This window comes from Tepidimonas sp. (genome assembly GCF_046292505.1).
Lineage (GTDB): Bacteria > Pseudomonadota > Gammaproteobacteria > Burkholderiales > Burkholderiaceae_C > Tepidimonas.
Map to the genome: position 1 here is coordinate 37,684 of NZ_JBKBQX010000002.1, position 20,927 is coordinate 58,610.

Sequence of the window (20,927 nt, forward strand, 5' to 3'; positions counted from 1 at the left end):
CCCAGAGCGGCTGGCTACACTGCGCGCATGGCGCAGGAGCGGGCTCTGGTGGTGGTGCGGCCGCAGGGGCTGTACTGCCCGGCAGGCGACTTCTACATCGATCCATGGCGGCCGGTGGCGCGCGCCGTCCTCACCCATGCCCACGCCGATCACGCGCGGCGCGGGCACGGCGCCTATCTGGCCCACGCGCAGGCGGCGGGTGTGTTGCGCGCGCGGCTGGGCGACGACATCGCGCTGCAGACCGTTGCCTATGGCGAGATCGTGAACTGCGGTGGGGTGCGCGTGTCGCTGCATCCCGCAGGGCACATATTGGGTTCGGCCCAGGTGCGGCTGGAGCACCGGGGCGAGGTGTGGATCGTCTCGGGCGACTACAAGGTGGAAGCCGATCCCACCTGCACCCCATTCGAGCCGGTGCGCTGCCACACCTTCATCACCGAATCGACCTTTGGTTTGCCGCTGTACCGCTGGCGGCCGCAGGCAGCGGTGCTGGCCGACATCCAAGCCTGGTGGCAGACCAATGCTGCGGCCGGCCGCGCCAGCGTCCTGTACGCCTATGCGCTGGGTAAGGCGCAGCGCTTGCTTGCAGGTCTGGACACGACCACCGGGCCTGTGGTGGTACACGGCGCGGTGGAGGCCGTCAATCACGCCTACCGCGCGGCCGGTGTGCCCCTGCCCGCCACCCACCGCCTGGGGGACGGGCTGGACACCGCGGCCCTGCGGCGCGCGCTGGTGATCGCGCCCCCATCGGTCCAGGGCACGCCGTGGCTGCGGCGCCTGGGCGCTTACGCCGACGCGATGGTCAGCGGCTGGATGCAACTGCGCGGTACACGCCGGCGACGCGGTGTCGACCGGGGCTTTGCGCTGTCGGACCATGCCGACTGGCCCGGCCTGTTGCAGGCGATCGGCGCTTGCGGCGCGCAGCGGGTGTGGGTCACCCACGGGCACGTGGCGCCGCTGGTGCGGTACCTGGCGGAGCAAGGGCTGGAAGCCGATGCGCTGCACACCCTGTACAGCGGCGAGGCGGGCGCCGATGCGGCGGAGGGGGACGACGCATGAAGGCGTTTGCGGCGCTGTATCAGGCGCTGGATGCGACCACGTCCACCGCGGCCAAGCAGGCGGCGCTGCAGGCCTATTTTCGGGGGGCGCAGCCCGCGGATGCCGCCTGGGCGGTGTACTTGCTGGCGGGGGGCAAGCCGCGCCAGACCGTGCCTGCGCGCCGCCTGCGCGAGCTGGCGCGTGCCGCGGCGGGCTTGCCGGAGTGGCTGTTCGACGAGTGCTACCAAACGGCCGGCGACTTGGCCGAGACGATTGCCTTGCTGCTGCCGCCGCCCGCCGGGCCCGAGGAGCACGGACTGGCGCACTGGATGGCCCAGGTGCTGGCGCTGCGTGCGCTGCCGGTGCACGAGCGCGACGCTGCTTTGCGCGCGCAGTGGGACCGCCTGCCCGCCGAGCAGCGCCTGCTGCACGGCAAACTGATCACTGGCGGTCTGCGTGTGGGCGTGTCGCGCCAGCAGGTGACGCAGGCGCTGGCGGCCGTGGCCGGCGTGCCGCCCCCGCTCGTGGCCCAGCGGCTGATGGGCTACACCCGCGCCGATGCCCGCCCCGGGCCGCAGGATTACCAGGCCCTGCTGGCACCGCCTGGGGCCGTGGCCGGACCGGGCGCGACGCCCCCCGCAGAGGCGGTGACGGGCGCAGCGGCCCCCGTGCCGGATGCGCAGCCCTACCCCTTCTTTTTGGCGCATCCGCTGCCGGCCGAGCCCGAGGCTCCCGAGGCGCTGCTGGGCGCACCGGCGGACTGGATCGTGGAGTGGAAGTGGGATGGCATCCGCGCCCAACTGGTGCGCCGGGGCGGAGTGGCGCTGTGGACCCGGGGTGAGGAGCTGGTCACCGACCGTTACCCCGAACTGGCCGCGCTGGGACAGCGTCTGCCCCCGGGCACCGTGTTGGATGGCGAGATCGTGGTCGTGGCGGGCGATGCGGTACGGCCGTTCGGCGCGCTGCAGCGGCGCATTGGGCGCCAACGCCTGACCGCCGCGTTGCTGCGGGAATGCCCTGTGGCGCTGATCGCCTACGACCTGTTGGAAGCCGACGGCCGCGACTGCCGCGCCGAGCCCCAGTGGCAGCGGCGCGAGCGCTTGCAGGCGCTGGTGGCGGCGCAGGGCGATCCGGTGTTGCGTTTGAGCCCCGCCCTGCCCGTGAGCGCCGATGCCGATTGGGCCACGCTGTCCGCCCTCCGCCGCGCCGCGCGCGAACGGGGAGCCGAGGGGCTGATGCTCAAGCAGCGCGATGGCCAGTACGGCATCGGCCGCACGCGGGCCGTTGGCACCTGGTGGAAGTGGAAGGCCGACCCCTGGACCGTGGATGCGGTGCTGGTCTACGCGCAAAAAGGCCACGGGCGTCGCGCGGGGCTGTATTCCGACTACACCTTTGCGGTCTGGAGCCATGCCCCCGGCCACCCGCAGCGGCACCTGGTGCCGTTCGCCAAAGCCTATTCCGGCCTGAGCGACGCCGAAATGGCGCGGGTGGATGCCATCATCCGCCGCACCACGCGCGAGAGCTTTGGCCCCGTGCGGGCGGTGGAGCCGACCCTGGTGTTCGAGCTGGGCTTCGAGGGCATTGCGCGCAGCCCCCGCCACAAGAGTGGCGTGGCGGTGCGGTTTCCGCGCATGCTGCGCTGGCGCACCGACAAGCGGGTGGAAGATGCCGACTGCCTGCCCGTCCTGCTGACCTGGCTGGATGCTGACAGCCCCGGGGGTGTGCCATGAGCCGTTCCCGACCGACCCGAGCAGCGGCGAGTGCACCAACCGCGACCGCCGAGGACTGGATGCGGGCGCAGGGCTGGTCGCCCCTGGCCTTCCAGCGCGAGACCTGGGCCGCCATCCAGGCCGGGCGCAGCGGGCTGGTGCATGCCACCACCGGCGCGGGCAAGACCTATGCCGTCTGGCTGGGGCTGCTGCAGCGGCATGCTCCGGCGTTTTTTGCGGCGGACGGGCCGCGGTTGCTGTGGATCACGCCGCTGCGCGCGTTGGCCAGCGACACGGCGGCGGCTCTGCAGGCGCCACTGCCGGCCCTGGCCCCGGGGTGGCGGCTGGGCGTGCGCACTGGGGACACGCCCGACGCCGAACGGGCTGCCCAGCAGCGGCGCTGGCCGAAGGCCCTCGTCACCACCCCCGAAAGCCTGAGCCTGCTGATCGCCCGCGCCGATGCACCGGCCCTGCTGGCCGGCGTGGCGGCCGTGGTGGTGGACGAGTGGCACGAGCTGCTGCCCAGCAAGCGCGGGGTGCAGGTGCAACTGGCGCTGGCACGCCTGCGCGGCTGGCAGCCCAAGCTGCAGGTCTGGGGCCTGTCGGCCACGCTGGCCCATCTGGACGAGGCGGCGGCGGCCTTGCTCGGGCCGGCCTGTGCTCCGGGGGCTGCCCTGGTGCGGGCTGGCCAGCCCAAGCCGCTGGTCATCGACACGTTGCTGCCCGCGCGCCTGGAACGCTTCCCGTGGGCGGGACACCTGGGTGGGAGCATGGTGCCAGCCGTGGTGGCCGAGATCGGTGCCTGTCGCAGCGCGCTGCTGTTCACCAACACCCGATCCCAGACCGAATGGTGGTACCAGGCCCTGCTGTCGGCGCGGCCCGACTGGGCCGGTCAGATCGCGCTGCACCATGGGTCGCTCGATCCCCAGGTACGGCGCTGGGTGGAGCAGGGCCTCAAAGACGGGACGCTGCGCGCCGTGGTCTGCACCTCCAGCTTGGATCTGGGGGTGGACTTCGCGCCCGTGGAGCGCGTGCTGCAGATCGGCTCGCCCAAGGGTGTGGCGCGGCTGTTGCAGCGGGCCGGCCGCAGCGGCCACGGCCCGGGGCAGGCCTCGCGCGTGACGCTGGTGCCCACGCATGCGCTGGAGCTGGTCGAAGCCGCCGCCGCGCGCGATGCGGTGCAGGCTGGCCGCATCGAGCCGCGTACCCCCCTGCGTGCCCCGCTGGATGTGTTGGTGCAGCACCTGGTCACGGTGGCGTTGGGGGGTGGCTTCCGGCCGGAGGCGCTGCTGGCCGAGGTGCGCTCCACCCACGCCTACGCCGACCTGTCGGACGAGGACTGGCGCTGGTGCCTGGATTTCGTGCGCCATGGCGGGCCGTCGCTGCAGGCTTACCCCGAATACCGCCGCGTCCAGCCCGACGAGGCGGGCGTCTGGCGCGTGCCGGATGGCCGTCAGGCGCGCCGCCACCGCCTCAACATCGGCACCATCGTGGCCGATGCGCAACTGGAGGTGCGGTTTTTGCAGGGCGCTCGTCTGGGGGTGGTGGAGGAGGGCTTTGCCGCCCGCCTGCGGCCGGGGGACCGGTTTCTGTTCGCCGGCCGCACGCTGGAGCTGGTGCGCCTGCGCGATCTGACGGTCTGGGTGCGGGACGCGCGCGGCCAGCAGCCCCGCGTGCCGCGCTGGCAGGGCGGACGCATGGCCCTGTCCACCACGCTGGCCGATGCCGTGCTGGCGCGCTTGGCCACCGCCGCCCGAGGCGAGGCCGACGGGCCCGAGCTGGCGGCGTTGCAGCCGCTGCTGGCTTTGCAGGCGCGCTGGTCCCACCTGCCCACCCCCGAGCGGTTGCTGGTGGAGGTGTTGCACGACCGGGAAGGCTGCCACCTGTTCCTCTACCCGTTTGCGGGGCGCGACGTGCACCTGGGACTGGCCGGCTGGCTGGCGTGGCGGGCCGCGCAGGCGCAGCCGCGCACCTTTTCGATGGCGGTCAACGACTATGGGCTGACCCTGCTGAGCGCCCAGCCCGTCGATTGGGCGGCCGAGCTGCCGCGCTGGCTGCAGCCGCCCGATCTCGACACGCTGACTGCCGAGCTGCTGGCCAGCTTGAACGCGACGGAGCTGGCCCAGCGGCGTTTTCGCGAGATCGCCCGCGTGGCCGGTCTTGTCGTGCAGGCCCATCCGGGTGAGCGCCGCAGCCCGCGACAGTTGCAGGCATCGGCGGCGCTGTTCTGGGACGTGTTGGCCCGCCACGATCCGGACAACCGATTGCTGCACCAGGCGCGGGCCGAGGTGCTGGCGCAGGAGCTGGAGGTGCAGCGTCTGCATGCCACGCTGCTGCGCATGGCCCGCCAGTCGTGGCAGGTGCAGCCGCTGCGGCGGCCGACGCCGCTGGCGTTCCCCTTGCTGGTCGAGCGCCTGCGCGAGCGTGTGTCCAGCGAGACCCTGAGCGCGCGCCTGCAGCGGCTGGTCGCGCAGCTCGAACGCGCGGCGGATGCCCCCGCGTCCCGCCGGCGCCGCGCCGCTGCGTCGGGGGCTGCCGCATGAGGGCGGCGTCGGCTTCGGCGCCGGTCGTGCTGCAGGCGCCGCACCATGGGCCCGAGGCGGCCGTGTGCCTGTTGTCGCAGCGGGCCGTCTGGTGGCCGTCCGGGGCCACGCTGTTCGTGGCCGATGTCCACCTGGGCAAAGCGGCCGCCTTCCGCAGCGCTGGGTTGGCGGTCCCCGGGGGTACCACCGGGGACAATCTGCAGCGGCTGGAGGCGTTGGTGCGCCGGCACGGCGCGCGCCGTCTGGTTGTGCTGGGTGACCTGCTGCACGCTCGCGCCGCCCGCACGCCGGCCGTGCTGCAGGCGCTGCGCGACTGGCGCGGCCGCCACCCCGATCTGGTCTGGGTGCTGGTGCGCGGCAATCACGACGACCGCGCGGGCGATCCACCGCCAGACCTGGGTATCGCCGTCGTGGAGGAGCCGTGGACCTTGGGGCCCTGGCACTGCCGGCACGAGCCGCCGGCCGAGGGGGAAGGCGAGGGCGCCCCGCCGGGGCCCGTCCTGTGCGGACATGTGCATCCGGTGTGCGTGCTGCGTGGCGCTGCGCGCGAGCGCCTGCGGCTGCCGTGCTTCGTGCTCACGCCGTCGGCGCTGTGGTTGCCGGCTTTTGGGGCCTTCACTGGAGGATATGCCGTACCGTCCGCTGCCGGTCAGGCGCGCTGGGCGATCGCCGACGGCGCCGTGTGGCCGGTGGATGGCCCGCCGCCTGCGCCTTGGCAGATCGGACCTGGCCGGTAAAATTCCGGGGTTTACCCTGACCCCCCACGGGAACCCTTTCATGACCACTTCGCGCGTTTCCCCGGCCGCCATGGCCAATGCCATCCGGGCGTTGGCCATGGACGCCGTTCAGCAGGCCAACAGCGGCCACCCCGGCGCCCCGATGGGCATGGCCGAGATGGCCGTCGCGCTCTGGGGCCGCCACCTCAAGCACAACCCGGCCAACCCGGCCTGGGCCGACCGCGACCGCTTCGTGCTGTCCAACGGCCACGGCTCGATGCTGATCTACGCGCTGCTGCACCTGACCGGCTACGACCTGCCGATCGAGGAACTCCAGGCCTTCCGCCAGCTGCACAGCCAGACGCCGGGCCACCCGGAGGTCGGCATCACCCCGGGGGTGGAGACCACCACCGGGCCGCTGGGGCAGGGGCTTGCCAATGCGGTCGGCATGGCGCTGGCCGAAAAGCTGCTGGCCGCCGAGTTCAACCGTCCTGGCCACACCATCGTCGACCACCACACCTACGTGTTCCTGGGCGACGGTTGCATGATGGAGGGCATCAGCCACGAGGCGTGCGCCCTGGCCGGGGCGTGGCGGCTGTCCAAGCTGATCGCGCTGTACGACGACAACGGCATTTCCATCGACGGCCAGGTCCAGCCGTGGTTCGTGGACGATACGCCGGCGCGCTTCCGCGCTTACGGCTGGCAGGTGATCGGGCCGGTGGACGGCCACGATGTCGAGGCGGTGGATGCCGCCATCGCCGCCGCCAAGGCGCAGGGCGCGCGTGTCGATGGGCGGCCCGCCCTGATCGTCTGCCGCACCCGCATCGGCCAGGGCAGCCCCAACCGCGTCGGTACCGCCAAGGCGCACGGCGAGCCTCTGGGGGCCGAGGAGGTGCAGCGCACCCGCGAGGCGATCGGCTGGCCGCACCCGCCGTTCGAAGTGCCGGCCGACATCCGCGCGGCCTGGGATGCGCGCCCGGCCGGTGCCCGGGCCGAATCGGACTGGGCCCAGCGCGTTGCGGCCTATCGCCAGGCACACCCGGTGCTGGCCGCCGAGCTGGAGCGTCGCCTGCGCGGCGAGCTGCCCGCCGACTTCCACCAACGCATGGTGGACCTGATCGTCGGTCTGCACGAGCAGGCGCAGACCGTGGCCAGCCGCAAGGCCAGCCAGTTGGCGCTGGAGGCCCTGACCGCCGCGCTGCCGGAGCTGCTGGGCGGCTCGGCCGACCTGACTGGCTCCAACCTGACGCAGACGGCCGCCACGCCGGCGCTGCGCTTCGGCGCCGATGGCCAGCCCGTACCGGACGGGCAGGGCCGCCTGGGTCGGCACATCAACTACGGCGTGCGCGAGTTCGGCATGGCCGCGGTCATGAACGGCATCGCGCTGCATGGCGGCTACATCCCCTACGGCGGCACGTTCCTGACCTTCAGCGACTACAGCCGCAACGCCATCCGCATGGCGGCGCTGATGAAGCAGCGCGTCATCCACGTCTTTACGCACGACTCGATCGGCCTGGGCGAGGATGGCCCCACCCACCAACCGGTGGAGCACGCGGCCAGCCTGCGCCTGATCCCCAACCTGGATGTCTGGCGTCCGGCGGACACGGCCGAGACGGCCGTCGCCTGGGGCGTGGCGCTGCAGCAGCGCGAGCGGCCCACGGCATTGCTGCTCAGCCGCCAGAATCTGCCGTATGCGGCCAAGCCGACGTCGGCGCTGGCCCCCGATGCGTCCGGGTTGGATGCGATCGCCCGTGGCGGGTACATCCTGGCCGAGCCCGTGGCGGTCGGCTTCAAGCCCAACAAGAAGGCCAAGGCCGTCATCTTGGCCACGGGCTCCGAGGTGGCGCTGGCGCTGCAGGCGCAGCGGCTGCTCGCGGCCGAGGGTATCCCGGTGCGCGTGGTGTCGCTGCCCAGCACGACCGTGTTCGACCGCCAGCCGCTGGACTATCGCCTGGCCGTGCTGCCGCCCAAGCTGCCGCGCATCGCCGTCGAGGCGGGGTGCAGCGACTTCTGGTGGAAATACGGCTGCGCCGCCGTGGTCGGCCTGGACCGTTTTGGCGAGTCGGCGCCGGCGGCCCAGTTGTTCGACCTGTTCGGCTTCACGGCCGACAACGTGGCCGCGACCGTGCGCGCGGTGCTCGGGCGTTCGTGACGCGCACCTTTTCCGATCTCATCCACTCAGGGACCACACCATGACCATCCGCGTTGGCATCAACGGTTTTGGCCGCATAGGGCGCCTGTCGCTGCGCGCGGCGCTGCAAGGGGGCTTTGACGACATCGAAGTCGTCGGCATCAACGACCCCAAGGGCGCCGACTACCTGGCCTACATGCTGCAGTACGACAGCGTGCACGGGCGCTTTCGCGGCAGCGTCGCGCACGACGGTGACGACGCGCTCATCGTCAACGGCCGGCGCATTGCGCTGAGCCACGAGCGCGACAACCCCCAACTGCGCTGGGGCGACATGGGCGTGGACGTGGTGCTGGAGTGCACGGGCCAATTCCTGACCACCGAGAGCTGCCGGGTGCACCTCGACGCTGGCGCGAAGAAAGTCGTCATCTCCGCCCCCAGCAAAGACGACACCCCCATGTTCGTCTACGGCGTCAACCACGGCAGCTACGCGGGCGAAGCCGTCATCAGCAACGCCTCGTGCACGACCAACTGCCTGGCGCCCGTGGCCAAGGTGCTGCACGACCGCTGGGGTCTCAAGCGCGGACTCATGACCACTGTGCACGCCGCCACCGCCAGCCAAAAGACCGTGGACGGCTCCTCGCGCAAGGACTGGCGCGGCGGGCGCGGCATCCTGGAAAACATCATCCCCAGCAGCACCGGTGCGGCCAAGGCCGTGGGCAAAGTCATCCCGGCGCTCAACAAAAAGCTCACCGGCATGTCGCTGCGCGTGCCCACCAGCGACGTCTCGGTGGTGGACCTCACGTGCGAGCTGGAGCGCCCGGCCAGCTACGCCGAGATCTGTGCCGAGATGCGCGCCATGAGCCAGCGGCCGGTGGCCGAAGGCGGCATGGCGGGCGTGCTGGGTTACACCGAAGACATGGTGGTGTCCACCGACTTCCGGGGCGAGAGCTGCACCAGTGTCTTCGACGCCAAGGCCGGCATGGCGCTGGACGAGACGTTCGTGAAGGTGGTGGCCTGGTACGACAACGAATGGGGCTACGCCGCCAAGTGTCTGGAGATGGCGCGCATCGTCGCGCGCGGCTGAGTCCGCGGCGTCGCCGTTGACCGCTCACCGCTGAAGCGCCGTCAGGGGCAGGCCTGCAGGCCCCGCCCCGCTCCGCCGAGCGCGGCCTGCAGGCGGCCGTGCTCGGCCTCGGTCAGGTCGGGCCAGCGCAGGGTGATCGTGCGGGTTTCGGGCCGCTCCTGCACCACACGGGCGTCGCGCACGCCCAGGCGCTGCGCGTCCTGCAGCGCTTTGCGGGCCGCTTCCTCGCTCGAATAAGTGCCCAGCGCCAGCCCGGGGGTCAGGGCGGGTACGGTCACCTCGCGCTGGTCGATGCCGGCTTGGCGCAATTCGGCGCGGCGCCGCTGCAGTGCGTCGGCGCTCGGGAATTTGCCCAGATAGACGATCCAGCGCTCGGGCAGCGTCGTCGCGGTCTCGGTGCTGCGCCCCCGCAGCCCGGTTTCGGCATCGGCGCTGCGCCGCACGGCATCGGCCTGCGCCGGTGTCAGCGCCGCCAATTGCCAGCAGCGGCGCGGCGCCACCGGCGCGGGTGGTTCGGGCCGTGATTCGGCGGCGGCACTGCCCGTGCCCGTACCGTCCGCAGCCTGCGCGGTCTCGGCGGGCGGCGGGTCCGCCTGGGCGGCCAGGTTGGCCGGGTGGCTGCCCGGGGCGTTGAGCAGGCGCAGCCGCTCTGGTGCCACCTGTTGCGCCAGCCGCTGCGGCTCGCGCGCGGCGTCGGCGGCGCCGGGGCCACCCGCCGGGCCGAGCCAGCCGCTCTGCCAGGCCCACAGGGCGCCGTTGGCCACCAGCAGCAGAACGACGAGTGCCCTCAGCATGGCCGCACACTCACTTCGCCCTGCTGCACCCGCTGCAGTCCGGCAGCCGTGCGCAGCCGCAGGGCGCCATCGGGGTCCACGCCCTCGGCCGTTCCTTCGGTGCCGTCGCTCAGGCGCACCGCGCAGCCGCGCAGCGCATCCCGCGCGGCGTAGCGCAGGGTCAGGGGGCCAAACCCCTCGCGCTCGAACGCCTGCGCCGCCCGCAGCACGGCCGCCCCCAGTGCGGCCAGTGCATACCCCAAATCCCACGGCGTATGTCCCTGCGCTTGCGCGATCGCATCCAGCCCCACCGGGGGCAGGGCATGGGGCGGGGCGTCGGGGGGCAGCGTCGGGGTGGCCAGGTTGACCCCGACGCCGATGACGCAGTGGCGACCGGGCTCGCCCGTGGTCGCGTTGGCCGTCTCGATCAGGATGCCACCGAGCTTGCGGCCGTCCCACCACAGGTCGTTGGGCCATTTGAGCTGCACGGTGGGATCCAGCGCCTCGGCCACGGCCAGCCCCACCGCGAGCGACAGACCCGACCAGTCGGCCGGCGCCAGCCGCACACCGACCGAAAAAGCCAGCGACGCGCCGGGCAGCGTCACCCAGCTTCGCCCCAGGCGTCCACGGCCGGCGGTTTGCTCCAGAGCGGTCAGCACGACGGGGGCGTTCTCAGGGCCGATATGGCCGGCGCGCGCGCGGCGCATCAGCTCGGCGTTGGTGGAGTCGATGGTGGGCACCACCTCCACCGACAGGCCCGGCCACTGCGGGCTGGCGGCCTGCCACAGGGCCTCGGCGCCGGCGTGCAAGCGCGCTAGCGCAGCGGTCGTCGCGGGGGCGGAGACGGGCGGGGCGGAGGCGGACATCGGGCGGTGCCGAGGCGTTGGGCGGACGAAGACGGCGTGAAAGTTTGCTAAGGTAACTGCATGGGTGCGCATGCGTGCGCGCGCGCGAGGGAGGGCGATTCGACCCGTCCGCGACGCGCCACACCGCGCCCGGAGCATTGTAGAGATGAATACCGCTGGTTCTGCCCAAACCCCGGGGGCCCTCAAGACCCTGGTGATCGCCGAGAAGCCGTCCGTCGCGCTGGACATCGTGCGCGCGCTCACGCCCGTCTCCGGCAAGTTCGAGAAGCACGACGACTACCACGAGAACGACCACTACATCGTCACCTCCGCCGTTGGCCACCTGGTCGAAATCGCCGCCCCCGAAGCCTACGACGTCAAGCGTGGCAAGTGGAGTTTTGCCCACCTGCCGGTGATCCCGCCGCACTTCGAGCTCAAGCCCATCGACAAGACCAAGTCGCGGCTCAATGCCGTGGTCAAGCTGGCCCGGCGCAAGGACGTGGGCACCCTGGTCAACGCCTGCGACGCGGGGCGCGAGGGGGAGCTGATTTTTCGCCTGATCGAACAGTACGCGGGCGGCACCGACAAGGCCGGCCATCCCAAGCCGCTGGGCAAGCCCGTCAAGCGCCTGTGGCTGCAGTCGATGACGCCGCAGGCGATCCGCGAAGGCTTCGAGCAGTTGCGCAGCGACGAGCAAATGCGCCCCCTGGCCGATGCCGCGCGCAGCCGCTCCGAGGCGGATTGGCTGGTGGGCATCAACGGCACGCGCGCCATGACGGCCTTCAATTCGCGCGATGGCGGCTTTTTCCTGACCACGGTGGGCCGGGTGCAGACGCCGACGCTGGCCATCGTGGTGGAGCGCGAGGAGCAGATCCGCGCCTTTCGCGCCCGCGACTACTGGGAGGTGCACGCCACCTTTGCGGCGCAGGCTGGCACCTACCCCGGGCGCTGGTTCGATCCGGCTTTTCGCAAACCCCAGGGCGATGCCGCCGACCCCGAGCGCAAGCCCGAGCGGCTGTGGACCGAGGCCGAGGCGCAGGCCATCGCGCAGGCCGTGCGCGGCCAGCCCGCGCAGGTCAGCGAGGAATCCAAGCCCACCACCCAGGCCTGTGGCCTGTTGTACGACCTCACCAGCCTGCAGCGCGAGGCCAACGGGCGCTTTGGTTTTTCGGCCAAGACCACGCTGGCCCTGGCGCAAAGCCTGTACGAAAAGCACAAGGCCCTGACATACCCCCGGACCGACTCGCGGGCGCTGCCCGAGGACTACCTGGGCACGGTCCGCCACACGCTGGAGGCCCTGGCCGGCAGCCCGCTGGCACACCTGGCGCCGCATGCGCGGGTGGCGCTCGACCAGGGCTATGTGCGGCCCACCAAGCGCGTGTTCGACAACGCCAAGGTCAGCGATCACTTTGCCATCATTCCCACCCTGCAGGTGCCGCACGGGCTGAGCGAGGCCGAGCAAAAACTCTACGACCTGGTGGTGCGCCGCTTCATCGCGGTGTTTTATCCAGCGGCCGAATTTCTGGTCACCACCCGCATCACCCAGGTGCCGGTCGATGGGGTCACCCACCACTTCAAGACCGAGGGCAAGGTGCTCGTCAAGCCTGGCTGGATGGCCGTCTACGGTAAGGAAGCCGCCGAGGATGTGGAGGGCGCGCGCGCCGGGGACAAAGGCCAAAGCCTGGTGCCCGTGCAGCCGGGCGAGGTGGTGCGCACCGAGGCCGTGCGCGTGGACGCCAAGCAGACCCGCCCGCCCGCGCGCTACAACGAAGCCACGCTGCTCGCCGCGATGGAAGGCGCGGGCAAGATGGTGGACGACGAGGAATTGCGCAGCGCCATGGCCGACAAGGGGCTGGGCACGCCCGCCACGCGCGCGGCCATCATCGAAGGGCTGATCGCCGAGAAATACCTGTTGCGCGAGGGCCGCGAGCTGATCCCCACCGCCAAGGCCTTTCAGCTCATGACCCTGTTGCGCGGCCTGGGCGTGGAGGAGCTCTCGCGCCCCGAGCTGACCGGCGAGTGGGAACACAAGCTGTCGCTGATGGAACGTGGACAGCTCAGCCGTGAGGCCTTCATGCGCGAGATCGCGTCCATGACCGAGCGCATCGTGCGCAAGGCCAAGGAATACGACCGCGACACGGTGCCCGGCGACTACGCCACCCTGACCACTCCGTGCCCGCAATGCGGCGGCGTGGTCAAGGAAAACTACCGCCGTTATGCCTGCACGGGCCCCGACGGCGCGGGGGCGGGCTGCGGCTTTTCCCTGCCCAAGTCGCCCGGTGGCCGCGTGTTCGAGCTGGACGAGGTGGAAGCCCTGCTGCGCAAGCACCGCATCGGCCCGCTGGAGGGCTTTCGCTCCAAGGCGGGTTGGCCGTTCAGCGCCGAGCTGACCTTGGCGCCCGACGCCAGCGGGCAGTGGAAGCTGGAGTTCGACTTTGGCGACGACGAAAAAGCCGAAGACGGCACCCTGGCGGATCTGAGCGGCCGCGAACCCCTGGGGCCCTGCCCCAAGTGCGGGGCGCCCGTGGTCGAGCACGGCAGCCACTACGTCTGCAGCCGCGCCGTCCCGACTGCCGAGCAGCCCACGCCGTCCTGCGACTTCAAGAGCGCGACCACCATCCTGCAGCAGCCGATCGCGCCCGAGCAAATGGCCAAGCTGCTGGCCACCGGCAAAACCGACTGGCTGGAGGGCTTCGTCTCCAACCGCACCCGGCGCCCGTTCAAGGCCGCGCTGGTGTGGGATGCCGAGGCCGGCCGGGTCAACTTCGCCTTCGAGCCGCGCGAGGGCGGGCGCGCTCCCGCCCGCCGCAGCGGGGCACGCACCGCATCCCGCACCACGGCCGTCCGCCGCGGCACACCCAAACGTTGACGTCCACCCCCGAGGAGACCCCCATGAGCCTGAAGCTGTACTACGCCCCCGGCGCCTGCTCGTTCGTGCCGCATGCCGCGCTCGAGCTGGCCGGCGCCGATTTCGAGCCGGTGCTTGTCAAGCTCCACAAGGGCGAGCACCAGACGCCGGAGTTTCTTGCCCTCAACCCGCGCGGGCAGGTGCCGGTGCTGGTGGACGGGGATACCCCGGTGACGCAGATCGTCGCCATCTGCCTGCATCTGGATGCGCGCTTCCCGCAGGCGGGCCTGCTGCCGGCGCAGGGGATGGCGCGCACTCGGGCGCTGGAGACGCTGCTGTGGATGAACAACACAGTGCACCCGACGTTCACCCATGTGTTCATGCCCGCCAAGTTTGCCGACGAGGCCGAGGCGCAGGCGGCCGTCAAGGCCCGCGCGCTGGGACAGTACCGCCGGCTCCTGGGTGAGCTGGAGGCGCTCGTGGCCGCTGGGCCTGGCCCGTGGCTGGGCGGTGCGCAGCCCGGAGTGCTCGACGCCTACGCCCTGACGCTGCTGCGCTGGGGGGGATTTGCCGGCATCGACCCAACCACCTTGCCGCAGACCTGGGCGCTGTCCCAGGCCTTCGCGGCGCTGCCGGCGGTGGCGCGCGTCATCGAGCGCGAGCGCTTGCAGCTCAACGTCTATCGCCCCACCGTGGCCTGAAACCGCACCGACACCCGCAGGCCGCGCGCCTGCGGGCGCTGCGGGTCGGCGTCTTCCATCTCCAGCGCCGCGCCGTGCTGCTGGACGATTTCGTGCACGATCGCCAGGCCCAGCCCGGAGCCGTCCACATTGGTCCCCAGCGCGCGGTAGAACGGGGCCAGCACCCGCTCGCGCTCGTCTGCCGGGATGCCGGGGCCGCTGTCTTCCACCTGCAGCACCTGCACTCCGCTGAACGGATCGGTCAGCACGCGTACCGTCACCACGCCCCCGCGCGGTGTGTAGCGCAGGGCGTTGTCCGCCAGGTTGCGCACCAGCTCCGCCAGCAGGGTGGGGTTGCCCAGCAGACGGATGGGGGGCGATGCGGGCAGGCTGTCCACCGGCCGGGTCTCGAAGCCCAGATCGATTGCCTTGTCCAACGCCAGCGGCACCAGCTCCTCGACCACCTCGCGCGCCACCGCCACCAGATCGACCGGCTCGCGCGGCAGGGCGTGGCCAGTGGCCTCGGCCCGCGCCAGGGCCAGCAACTGGTTGACCGTGTGCGTCGCGCGCACGCTGGAGGTGGCGATCTGGCGCAGCGACCGCTCGACCTCCTCCCCCGCGCCCGGGGGGAGCTGCTGTTGCGCCATCTCGGCCTGCATGCGCAGCCCGGCCAGCGGGGTCTTGAGCTGGTGCGCCGCATCGGCCAAAAAGCGCTTCTGGTTCGACAGCGTCGCTTTGAGGCGCTGCAGCAGATCGTTGATCGACGACACGAGCGGCGCGACCTCCTGCGGCACATGCTCGTCGTCGATGGGGCTGAGGTCGTCGGGGCGGCGGGCGCGGATGCGCTGCTCCAGCTCGGACAGCGGCCGGATGCCATGCACCAGCGCCAGCCAGACCAGCAGCACCGCCAGCGGCAGGATGATGAACTGCGGCACCATCACGCCCTTGATGATCTCGGTGGCGAGTTTGGAGCGCTTGCCGCGCGTTTCGGCCACCTGCATCAGCACGATGTGATCGCGCGCCGGGCCGCGCGCCAGCCAGGTGTAGGCGACGCGCACGTCCTCGTCGCGGATGACATCGTCGCGCAGTTGGATGTCGCCCGGATGTGAGGTGCGGGTATCGGGCGGGGCTGGGAATTCCGGATCGCCGCTGACCAGGCGACCATCGCGGTCCATCACTTGGTAAAAGACCAGATCGGTGTCGTCCGCTCGCAGCAGGTCGCGTGCTTGCGGGGTCAGCGCGAAGACCGCGCGCCCCTCGTCCACGGTGACGAACTGCGTGAGCGCCTGCAGGTTGAACTCCAGCGCGCGGTCGTAGGGGCGGTCGGCGATGCCCTGGGCCACGAACCAAGTGAGGCCCAGCGACAGCGGCCACAGCAGCAGCAGGGGCGTGAGCATCCAGTCCAGGATCTCGCCAAACAAGCTGTGCTGCCCGCGCTGGAACAGCCCGCGCCAGCCGCGCTGCGGTCCGTCAGCCGGGGATTTTTTCAAGGCAGTACCCCAGTCCGCGCACGGTGGCGATGCGGATCGGGCCGCGCTCGATCTTTTTGCGCAGGCGGTGGATGTACACCTCGATGGCGTTGTTGCTGACCTCGTCGCCCCATTCGCACAGGCGCTCGACCAGCTGTTCCTTGCTGACCAGCCGCCCCGCCCGCTGCAGCAGCACCTCCAGCAGCCCCAGCTCGCGCGCGGACAGTTCGATCATCTTGCCGTCGATGGAGGCCACGCGGCCGGCCTGGTCGTAGACCAGAGGACCGTGCTGGATGATGCTGGAGACCGCCCCGTTGCCGCGCCGCACGAGCGCGCGCACACGGGCCTCCAGCTCCGCCAGCGCAAACGGCTTGGCCATGTAGTCGTCGGCCCCCAGGTCGAGGCCGCGCACCCGGTCGTCCACGCTGTCCGCCGCGGTCAGGATCAGCACCGGCAGGCGCGAGCCGCGCGCGCGCAGCCGCTTGAGCACCTCCAGCCCGCTCAGCTTGGGCAGCCCCAAGTCCAGGATCAACAGATCGAAGCCGTCGTGCATCAGCAGCGCCGCGTCGGCTTCGTCGCCGCTGGCGACGTGATCGACGGCGGCGCCCGCGGCGCGCAGCGTGCGCAGCAGCCCGTCGGCCAGCACCTGGTCGTCTTCGGCGATGAGGATACGCATGGCGTGTCTCCGTCCGGGGCTGTCGTTAGGGCGTCCGCTCCCGGTGCGCCACATTGTAGGGGCCGACCCGTGCGGCGCCATCCCCCTCGGCATAGGCCTCCAGCCCCAGGGCGACGACGGCGGCCACGGCATCACCGACGGCGGTGCGGAACTCCTGCTCGGCCTGCGCCACCGCGCGGCGAAAGGCCTGCAGCCAGTCCAGACCCGTGGGGGTGAAGACGATGCGGCGCGCACGCGCGTCGCGCGGGTCGGGCTCGCGCCGCACCAATCCCCAGGCCACGCACTGGTCGACCAGATCGCCCATGGCCTGCTTGCTCATGCCGGCGCTGTGGGCCAGTTCGGTCAGACGGGCGCCCCCCAGTGGCAAGTGGCGCGTGATGTGGACGATGGCTGCCCCCACCTGGGCGCGCGCGGCCAGGTTCGACAGCGCCAGCGGCGCCTGCGGCGAGTGCGCCATGAGCCACAGTACCCGCTCATCGAAGCGGCGCAACGCATGTCCCATCAGGCGCCCCAGGTGGGTGACGCGCCAGCGTTCCTCGGGGCCGAAAGAGGGCATCGACGACATGGGTAAATGGTAAGGCAAACTGACCAAAAAACACGAAAAAACCGATCAACACCCGTTTACACTGCCATCCAAGCACCGACCGCGCAGCCCCCGCAGCGCCGGGGGACAGGGAGGGCGGTGTGGTTCCAAGTCCTTGCCCATACAGGAGAAAACCCATGAACGCCATGACCCGCACCCCCGACCCCGAAAAGGCCAAGGCCCTGCAGGCCGCGCTGGCGCAGATCGAAAAGCAATTCGGCAAAGGCACCATCATGCGCCTGGCCGAGGGCGAGAAGGTCGAGGACATCCAGGTCGTCTCCACCGGCTCGCTCGGGCTGGACCTGGCGCTGGGCGTCGGCGGCCTGCCGCGCGGCCGCGTGATCGAGATTTACGGGCCGGAGTCCTCGGGCAAGACGACGCTGACGCTGCAGGTCATTGCCCAGATGCAGCAGCAAGGCGGCATCTGCGCCTTCGTCGATGCCGAGCATGCGCTGGACGTGCAGTACGCGCAAAAGCTCGGCGTGGACCTGTCCAATCTGCTGATCAGCCAGCCCGACACCGGCGAGCAGGCGCTGGAGATCGTCGACAGCCTGGTGCGCTCCGGCGCGGTCGATCTGATCGTGGTGGACTCGGTGGCGGCCCTCACCCCCAAGGCCGAAATCGAAGGCGACATGGGCGACAGCCTGCCCGGCCTGCAAGCCCGCCTGATGAGCCAGGCGCTGCGCAAGCTCACCGCCACCATCAAAAAGACCAACTGCATGGTCATTTTCATCAACCAGATCCGCATGAAGATCGGCGTCATGTTCGGCAGCCCCGAAACCACCACCGGCGGCAATGCGCTCAAGTTCTACGCCTCGGTGCGCATCGACATCCGCCGCACCGGCTCGATCAAGAAGGGCGAAGAGGTCATCGGCAGCGAGACCAAGGTCAAGGTCGTCAAGAACAAGGTCGCCCCGCCGTTCAAGACCGCCGACTTCGACATCCTCTACGGCGAGGGCATCAGCCGCGAGGGCGAGATCGTCGACCTGGGCGTGCAGCACAAGGTGATCGAGAAGTCCGGCGCCTGGTACGCCTACAACGGCGAGAAGATCGGCCAGGGGCGCGAGAACGCGCGCGAGTTCCTGAAGGAAAACCCCGATCTGGCGCGCGAGATCGAGAACAAGATCCGCGCCGTCGTCGGCGTGGCGGCGCTGCCGTCGGTGGCGCCGGACGACGAGGTGGAGCCGGACCTGTCGGCGCTGGACGAGGTGTGAGGCTGCCATGCCGCCTGCCGCCCCGACGCTGAAGGCGCGCGCGCTGCGCCTGCTGGCACGGCGCGACTACACGCGCCACGAGCTGGCGCAGCGGCTGGCGCCGCACGCCGCCGACGAAGCCGAGCTGGAGGCGGTGCTGGACGAGTGCGCGCGGCGCGGCTGGCTGGACGAATCGCGCGCGCTGGAGGCGCACCTGCACCGCCGCGCGGCGGGGCGCGGGCGCGCCCGCCTGCAGGCCGAGCTGCGCGCGCGCGGCCTGACTGACCCGGTGTTGCTGGAGGAGGCCGATGCGCGCCTCGCCGCCACCGAGGCCGAGCGCGCGCAGGCCACCTGGGCGCGCCGCTTCGGCGCCGCGCCGCGCGACGCCGCCGATCGCGCGCGCCAGCTGCGCTTCCTGCTGGCGCGCGGCTTCGCGCCGGAGCTGGCGCGGCGCATCGTGCCGCGCGTGGCGGCGGACGACGCTTGCACCGACCGCCATGGGCGGGCGCAGTACCCGACTGAACCCGACGATGCCGCGGGTTGAGGCCGACGCTGCCGCGGTATCCTGTGCTCTTCACTAGCCGAGTGTAAGATCAGCCCGAGAGGAGTCGCCAGCTTGCGAACGGCCGGGCTGGCGCGATGCCGAACTGCCCCTACCGTCCGAGGAACGCCCCCATGCGCGTCAACCTGCCCGTCACGCAAAAGGCCTACGACTTTCCGGCCGACTAGACGCTGATCTCGGTCACCGACGTCAAGGGCCGCATCACCTACGCCAACAACAACTTCGTGGCGGTCAGCGGCTACACGCGCGAGGAGTTGCTGGGCCAGCCGCACAACATCGTGCGCCACCCGGACATGCCGGAAGAGGCCTTCCGAGACATGTGGCACACGATTCTGGAGCAAGGACGCCCCTGGTCCGGCATCGTCAAGAACCGGCGCAAGAACGGCGACCACTACTGGGTGCGCGCCAATGCCACGCCGGTGCGCGAAGGCGACCAGATCGTCGGCTTCCTGTCCGTGCGCACCAAGCCCACGCCGGAGGAGATCGCCGCCGCCGAGGCGCTGTACGCGCGCATGCGCGCCGAAGCCGAGCGCGGCCGGCTGCGCACGCGGCTGCAGGGCGGTGAGGTGGTGCGCAGCGGCTGGCTGTTCGCGCTCGGGCGCAAGCTGCGCCCGGGTCTGCGCGGACAAATGATGATCGCCGCGGGTGTGGCGGGAATGCTGCCCCTCGTGCGGGATGCGTTGGCGCTGCCGGTTTGGCTCGACGTGGCGGCGGCCGTGGCGGTGGTGCTCATCGTCGGCCTCATGGTTGACCGTCTGTTTCTGCGCCCCTTGCGCCGTATCGTGCGCCAGGCCGAGCATCTGGCCTCGGGCGACCTGGTCGAGCCGATCGTCATCGACACCCGGCATGAACTGCGCCGCATCCAGCTGTCGCTGCAGCAGGTGGAGGTGGGCGTGCGCACGGTGGTGCGCGACATCCGCCACGAGGTGGCCAACCTGCGCGGCGGCACGCAAGAGATCGCCGCCGGCAACCAGGACCTGTCGCACCGCACCGAAAACGCCGCGGCGAGCCTCGAGCAGACGGCCGCCTCGATGGAGGAGATCAACGGCACCACGCAGGAGACCGCGCGCCTGGCCGACCAGGGCGTCGCGCTGGCGCGCCAGACGCTGGAGCTGGCGCGCTCTGGCGGCGAGGCGGTGGGGGCGCTCTCAGGCACGATGCGCGAGATCACCGAGTCCTCGCAGCGCATCACCGACATCATCCAGGTCATCGAGGGCGTGGCGTTTCAGACCAACATCCTGGCGCTCAATGCCGCCGTGGAGGCGGCACGCGCGGGCGAAGCGGGCCGCGGCTTCGCGGTGGTGGCCGGCGAAGTGCGGGCGCTGGCGCAGCGCACTGGCGAGGCCGCCAAGCAGATCCGCCAGCTGATCACCGAATCGCGCGATCGGGTGCTGGCCGGGGACGCGCGCACCGCCGAGGCCAACGAGCGCATAGCGGCCATGATGGAGGCGGTGCAGCGCGTGGCGCGCATGTTCGAGGACGTGCAGCACTCGGCCAACGAGCAGACCCAGGGCGTGGCGCAGATCGCCGAGGCGATCGCCAGCCTGGACTCGATCACGCAGCAAAATGCCGCGATGGTGGAAGAGCTCGCCGCCGCCGCGGTGTCGCTGGACGAGCAGGTGGGGGTGGTGCACGGCACGATCCGGGTGTTCCGCCTGACGCCCAAGGACAAGCTGCTGGTCAAGGAGGATGCGGTGGCGCTGCGCAAGGCGGTGCAAGCGCACGCCACCGACCCGGATCACCTCGACTTCGACGCCGCGATCAAAGCGTACCAGCAGTGGCGCATCAAGCTGCGCAACGCGATCCTGAAAAACGAGAAGCTCGACGTCGCCACGATCCGCCGCGACGATTGCTGCGTGGTCGGCAAGTGGATCTACGGCGCCGGCGGGCGGCAGTGGGGCAACCAGCCGCTGTTCTCGGCGCTGGTGGAGCAGCACAAGAAATTCCACCTGGAGGCCGGCCACATCGCCGAGCTGGTCAACGCCGGCAAGATGGAAGAGGCCAACCGCCTCCTGCAGGGCGAGTCAGCCTTCATCCGCGCCGGACGCACGGTGGTGGACACGCTGCAAAAGCTCAAGGC

The 20,927-nt window shown here is 71.2% G+C and carries 15 protein-coding genes and 1 pseudogene; 11 read left to right on the forward strand and 5 right to left on the reverse strand.

Annotated elements, in window-relative coordinates; genetic code table 11:
• Nucleotides 1–27 precede the first annotated feature (27 nt).
• The 6 genes from ACK4TH_RS01710 to gap are packed head-to-tail and all read left to right on the forward strand — an operon-like array spanning nt 28 to nt 9,218.
• Nucleotides 28–1,056 (forward strand): ligase-associated DNA damage response exonuclease, encoded by a 1,029-nt coding sequence (locus ACK4TH_RS01710; RefSeq protein WP_409621759.1) that lies wholly within the window; start codon nt 28–30, stop codon nt 1,054–1,056.
• Entirely contained in the window at nt 1,053–2,765 is a 1,713-nt protein-coding gene (locus ACK4TH_RS01715; protein WP_409621762.1) for an ATP-dependent DNA ligase, read from the forward strand. Before ACK4TH_RS01710 ends, ACK4TH_RS01715 begins: the two co-directional genes overlap by 4 nt.
• Nucleotides 2,762–5,287, forward strand: a complete 2,526-nt coding sequence (locus ACK4TH_RS01720; RefSeq protein ID WP_409621765.1) for a ligase-associated DNA damage response DEXH box helicase — start codon at nt 2,762–2,764, stop codon at nt 5,285–5,287. The genes ACK4TH_RS01715 and ACK4TH_RS01720 overlap by 4 nt, the downstream gene beginning before the upstream one ends.
• Entirely contained in the window at nt 5,284–6,024 is a 741-nt protein-coding gene (gene pdeM / locus ACK4TH_RS01725) for a ligase-associated DNA damage response endonuclease PdeM (protein WP_409621768.1), read from the forward strand. Before ACK4TH_RS01720 ends, pdeM begins: the two co-directional genes overlap by 4 nt.
• A gap of 40 nt (nt 6,025–6,064) precedes the next feature.
• Complete coding sequence (tkt, locus tag ACK4TH_RS01730) at nt 6,065–8,155, forward strand: transketolase (protein ID WP_409621771.1); 2,091 nt, start codon at nt 6,065–6,067, stop codon at nt 8,153–8,155.
• A 40-nt stretch (nt 8,156–8,195) separates the two neighbouring features.
• Nucleotides 8,196–9,218 (forward strand): type I glyceraldehyde-3-phosphate dehydrogenase, encoded by a 1,023-nt coding sequence (gap, locus tag ACK4TH_RS01735; RefSeq protein WP_409621774.1) that lies wholly within the window; start codon nt 8,196–8,198, stop codon nt 9,216–9,218.
• Between the two features lie 41 nt (nt 9,219–9,259).
• On the opposite strand, the gene ACK4TH_RS01740 is transcribed toward gap, so the two are convergent.
• Together ACK4TH_RS01740 and ACK4TH_RS01745 are read right to left on the reverse strand one after the other, a co-directional pair.
• On the reverse strand, nt 9,260–10,012 hold the full coding sequence (locus ACK4TH_RS01740; RefSeq protein WP_409621777.1) for an SPOR domain-containing protein: 753 nt from the start codon (nt 10,010–10,012) through the stop codon (nt 9,260–9,262).
• A complete protein-coding gene (locus ACK4TH_RS01745) occupies nt 10,006–10,857 on the reverse strand; it encodes a biotin--[acetyl-CoA-carboxylase] ligase (protein ID WP_409621780.1) in 852 nt (283 codons plus the stop codon). Before ACK4TH_RS01745 ends, ACK4TH_RS01740 begins: the two co-directional genes overlap by 7 nt.
• 145 nt (nt 10,858–11,002) lie before the next feature.
• Here ACK4TH_RS01745 and ACK4TH_RS01750 point away from each other — a divergent pair, with 145 nt between their 5' ends.
• Together ACK4TH_RS01750 and ACK4TH_RS01755 are read left to right on the forward strand one after the other, a co-directional pair.
• Nucleotides 11,003–13,705, forward strand: coding sequence for a DNA topoisomerase III (locus tag ACK4TH_RS01750; protein WP_409621783.1), 2,703 nt, complete (start codon nt 11,003–11,005; stop codon nt 13,703–13,705).
• Nucleotides 13,706–13,728: 23 nt separating this feature from the next.
• A complete protein-coding gene (locus tag ACK4TH_RS01755; protein WP_409621786.1) occupies nt 13,729–14,385 on the forward strand; it encodes a glutathione S-transferase family protein in 657 nt (218 codons plus the stop codon).
• On the opposite strand, the gene ACK4TH_RS01760 is transcribed toward ACK4TH_RS01755, so the two are convergent.
• The 3 genes from ACK4TH_RS01760 to ACK4TH_RS01770 all read right to left on the reverse strand — a co-directional run bounded on the left by ACK4TH_RS01760 (nt 14,364) and on the right by ACK4TH_RS01770 (nt 17,065).
• Nucleotides 14,364–15,761, reverse strand: coding sequence for a sensor histidine kinase N-terminal domain-containing protein (locus ACK4TH_RS01760; protein ID WP_409622102.1), 1,398 nt, complete (start codon nt 15,759–15,761; stop codon nt 14,364–14,366). The genes ACK4TH_RS01755 and ACK4TH_RS01760 overlap by 22 nt on opposite strands.
• Before the next feature lie 73 nt (nt 15,762–15,834).
• On the reverse strand, nt 15,835–16,509 hold the full coding sequence (locus ACK4TH_RS01765; protein ID WP_409621788.1) for a response regulator: 675 nt from the start codon (nt 16,507–16,509) through the stop codon (nt 15,835–15,837).
• A gap of 25 nt (nt 16,510–16,534) precedes the next feature.
• Nucleotides 16,535–17,065: a MarR family winged helix-turn-helix transcriptional regulator gene (locus tag ACK4TH_RS01770; protein ID WP_409622105.1), complete on the reverse strand. Its 531-nt coding sequence runs from the start codon at nt 17,063–17,065 to the stop codon at nt 16,535–16,537.
• A 164-nt stretch (nt 17,066–17,229) separates the two neighbouring features.
• On the opposite strand from ACK4TH_RS01770, the gene recA reads away from it, so the two are divergent.
• From recA to ACK4TH_RS01785, 3 genes and pseudogenes are all read left to right on the forward strand, one after another.
• On the forward strand, nt 17,230–18,306 hold the full coding sequence (gene recA / locus ACK4TH_RS01775) for a recombinase RecA (protein WP_409621791.1): 1,077 nt from the start codon (nt 17,230–17,232) through the stop codon (nt 18,304–18,306).
• A 7-nt stretch (nt 18,307–18,313) separates the two neighbouring features.
• Nucleotides 18,314–18,829: a recombination regulator RecX gene (recX, locus tag ACK4TH_RS01780; RefSeq protein ID WP_409621794.1), complete on the forward strand. Its 516-nt coding sequence runs from the start codon at nt 18,314–18,316 to the stop codon at nt 18,827–18,829.
• Between the two features lie 242 nt (nt 18,830–19,071).
• A pseudogene (locus ACK4TH_RS01785) lies at nt 19,072–20,754 on the forward strand (methyl-accepting chemotaxis protein); the annotation flags it as partial.
• Nucleotides 20,755–20,927 lie beyond the last annotated feature (173 nt).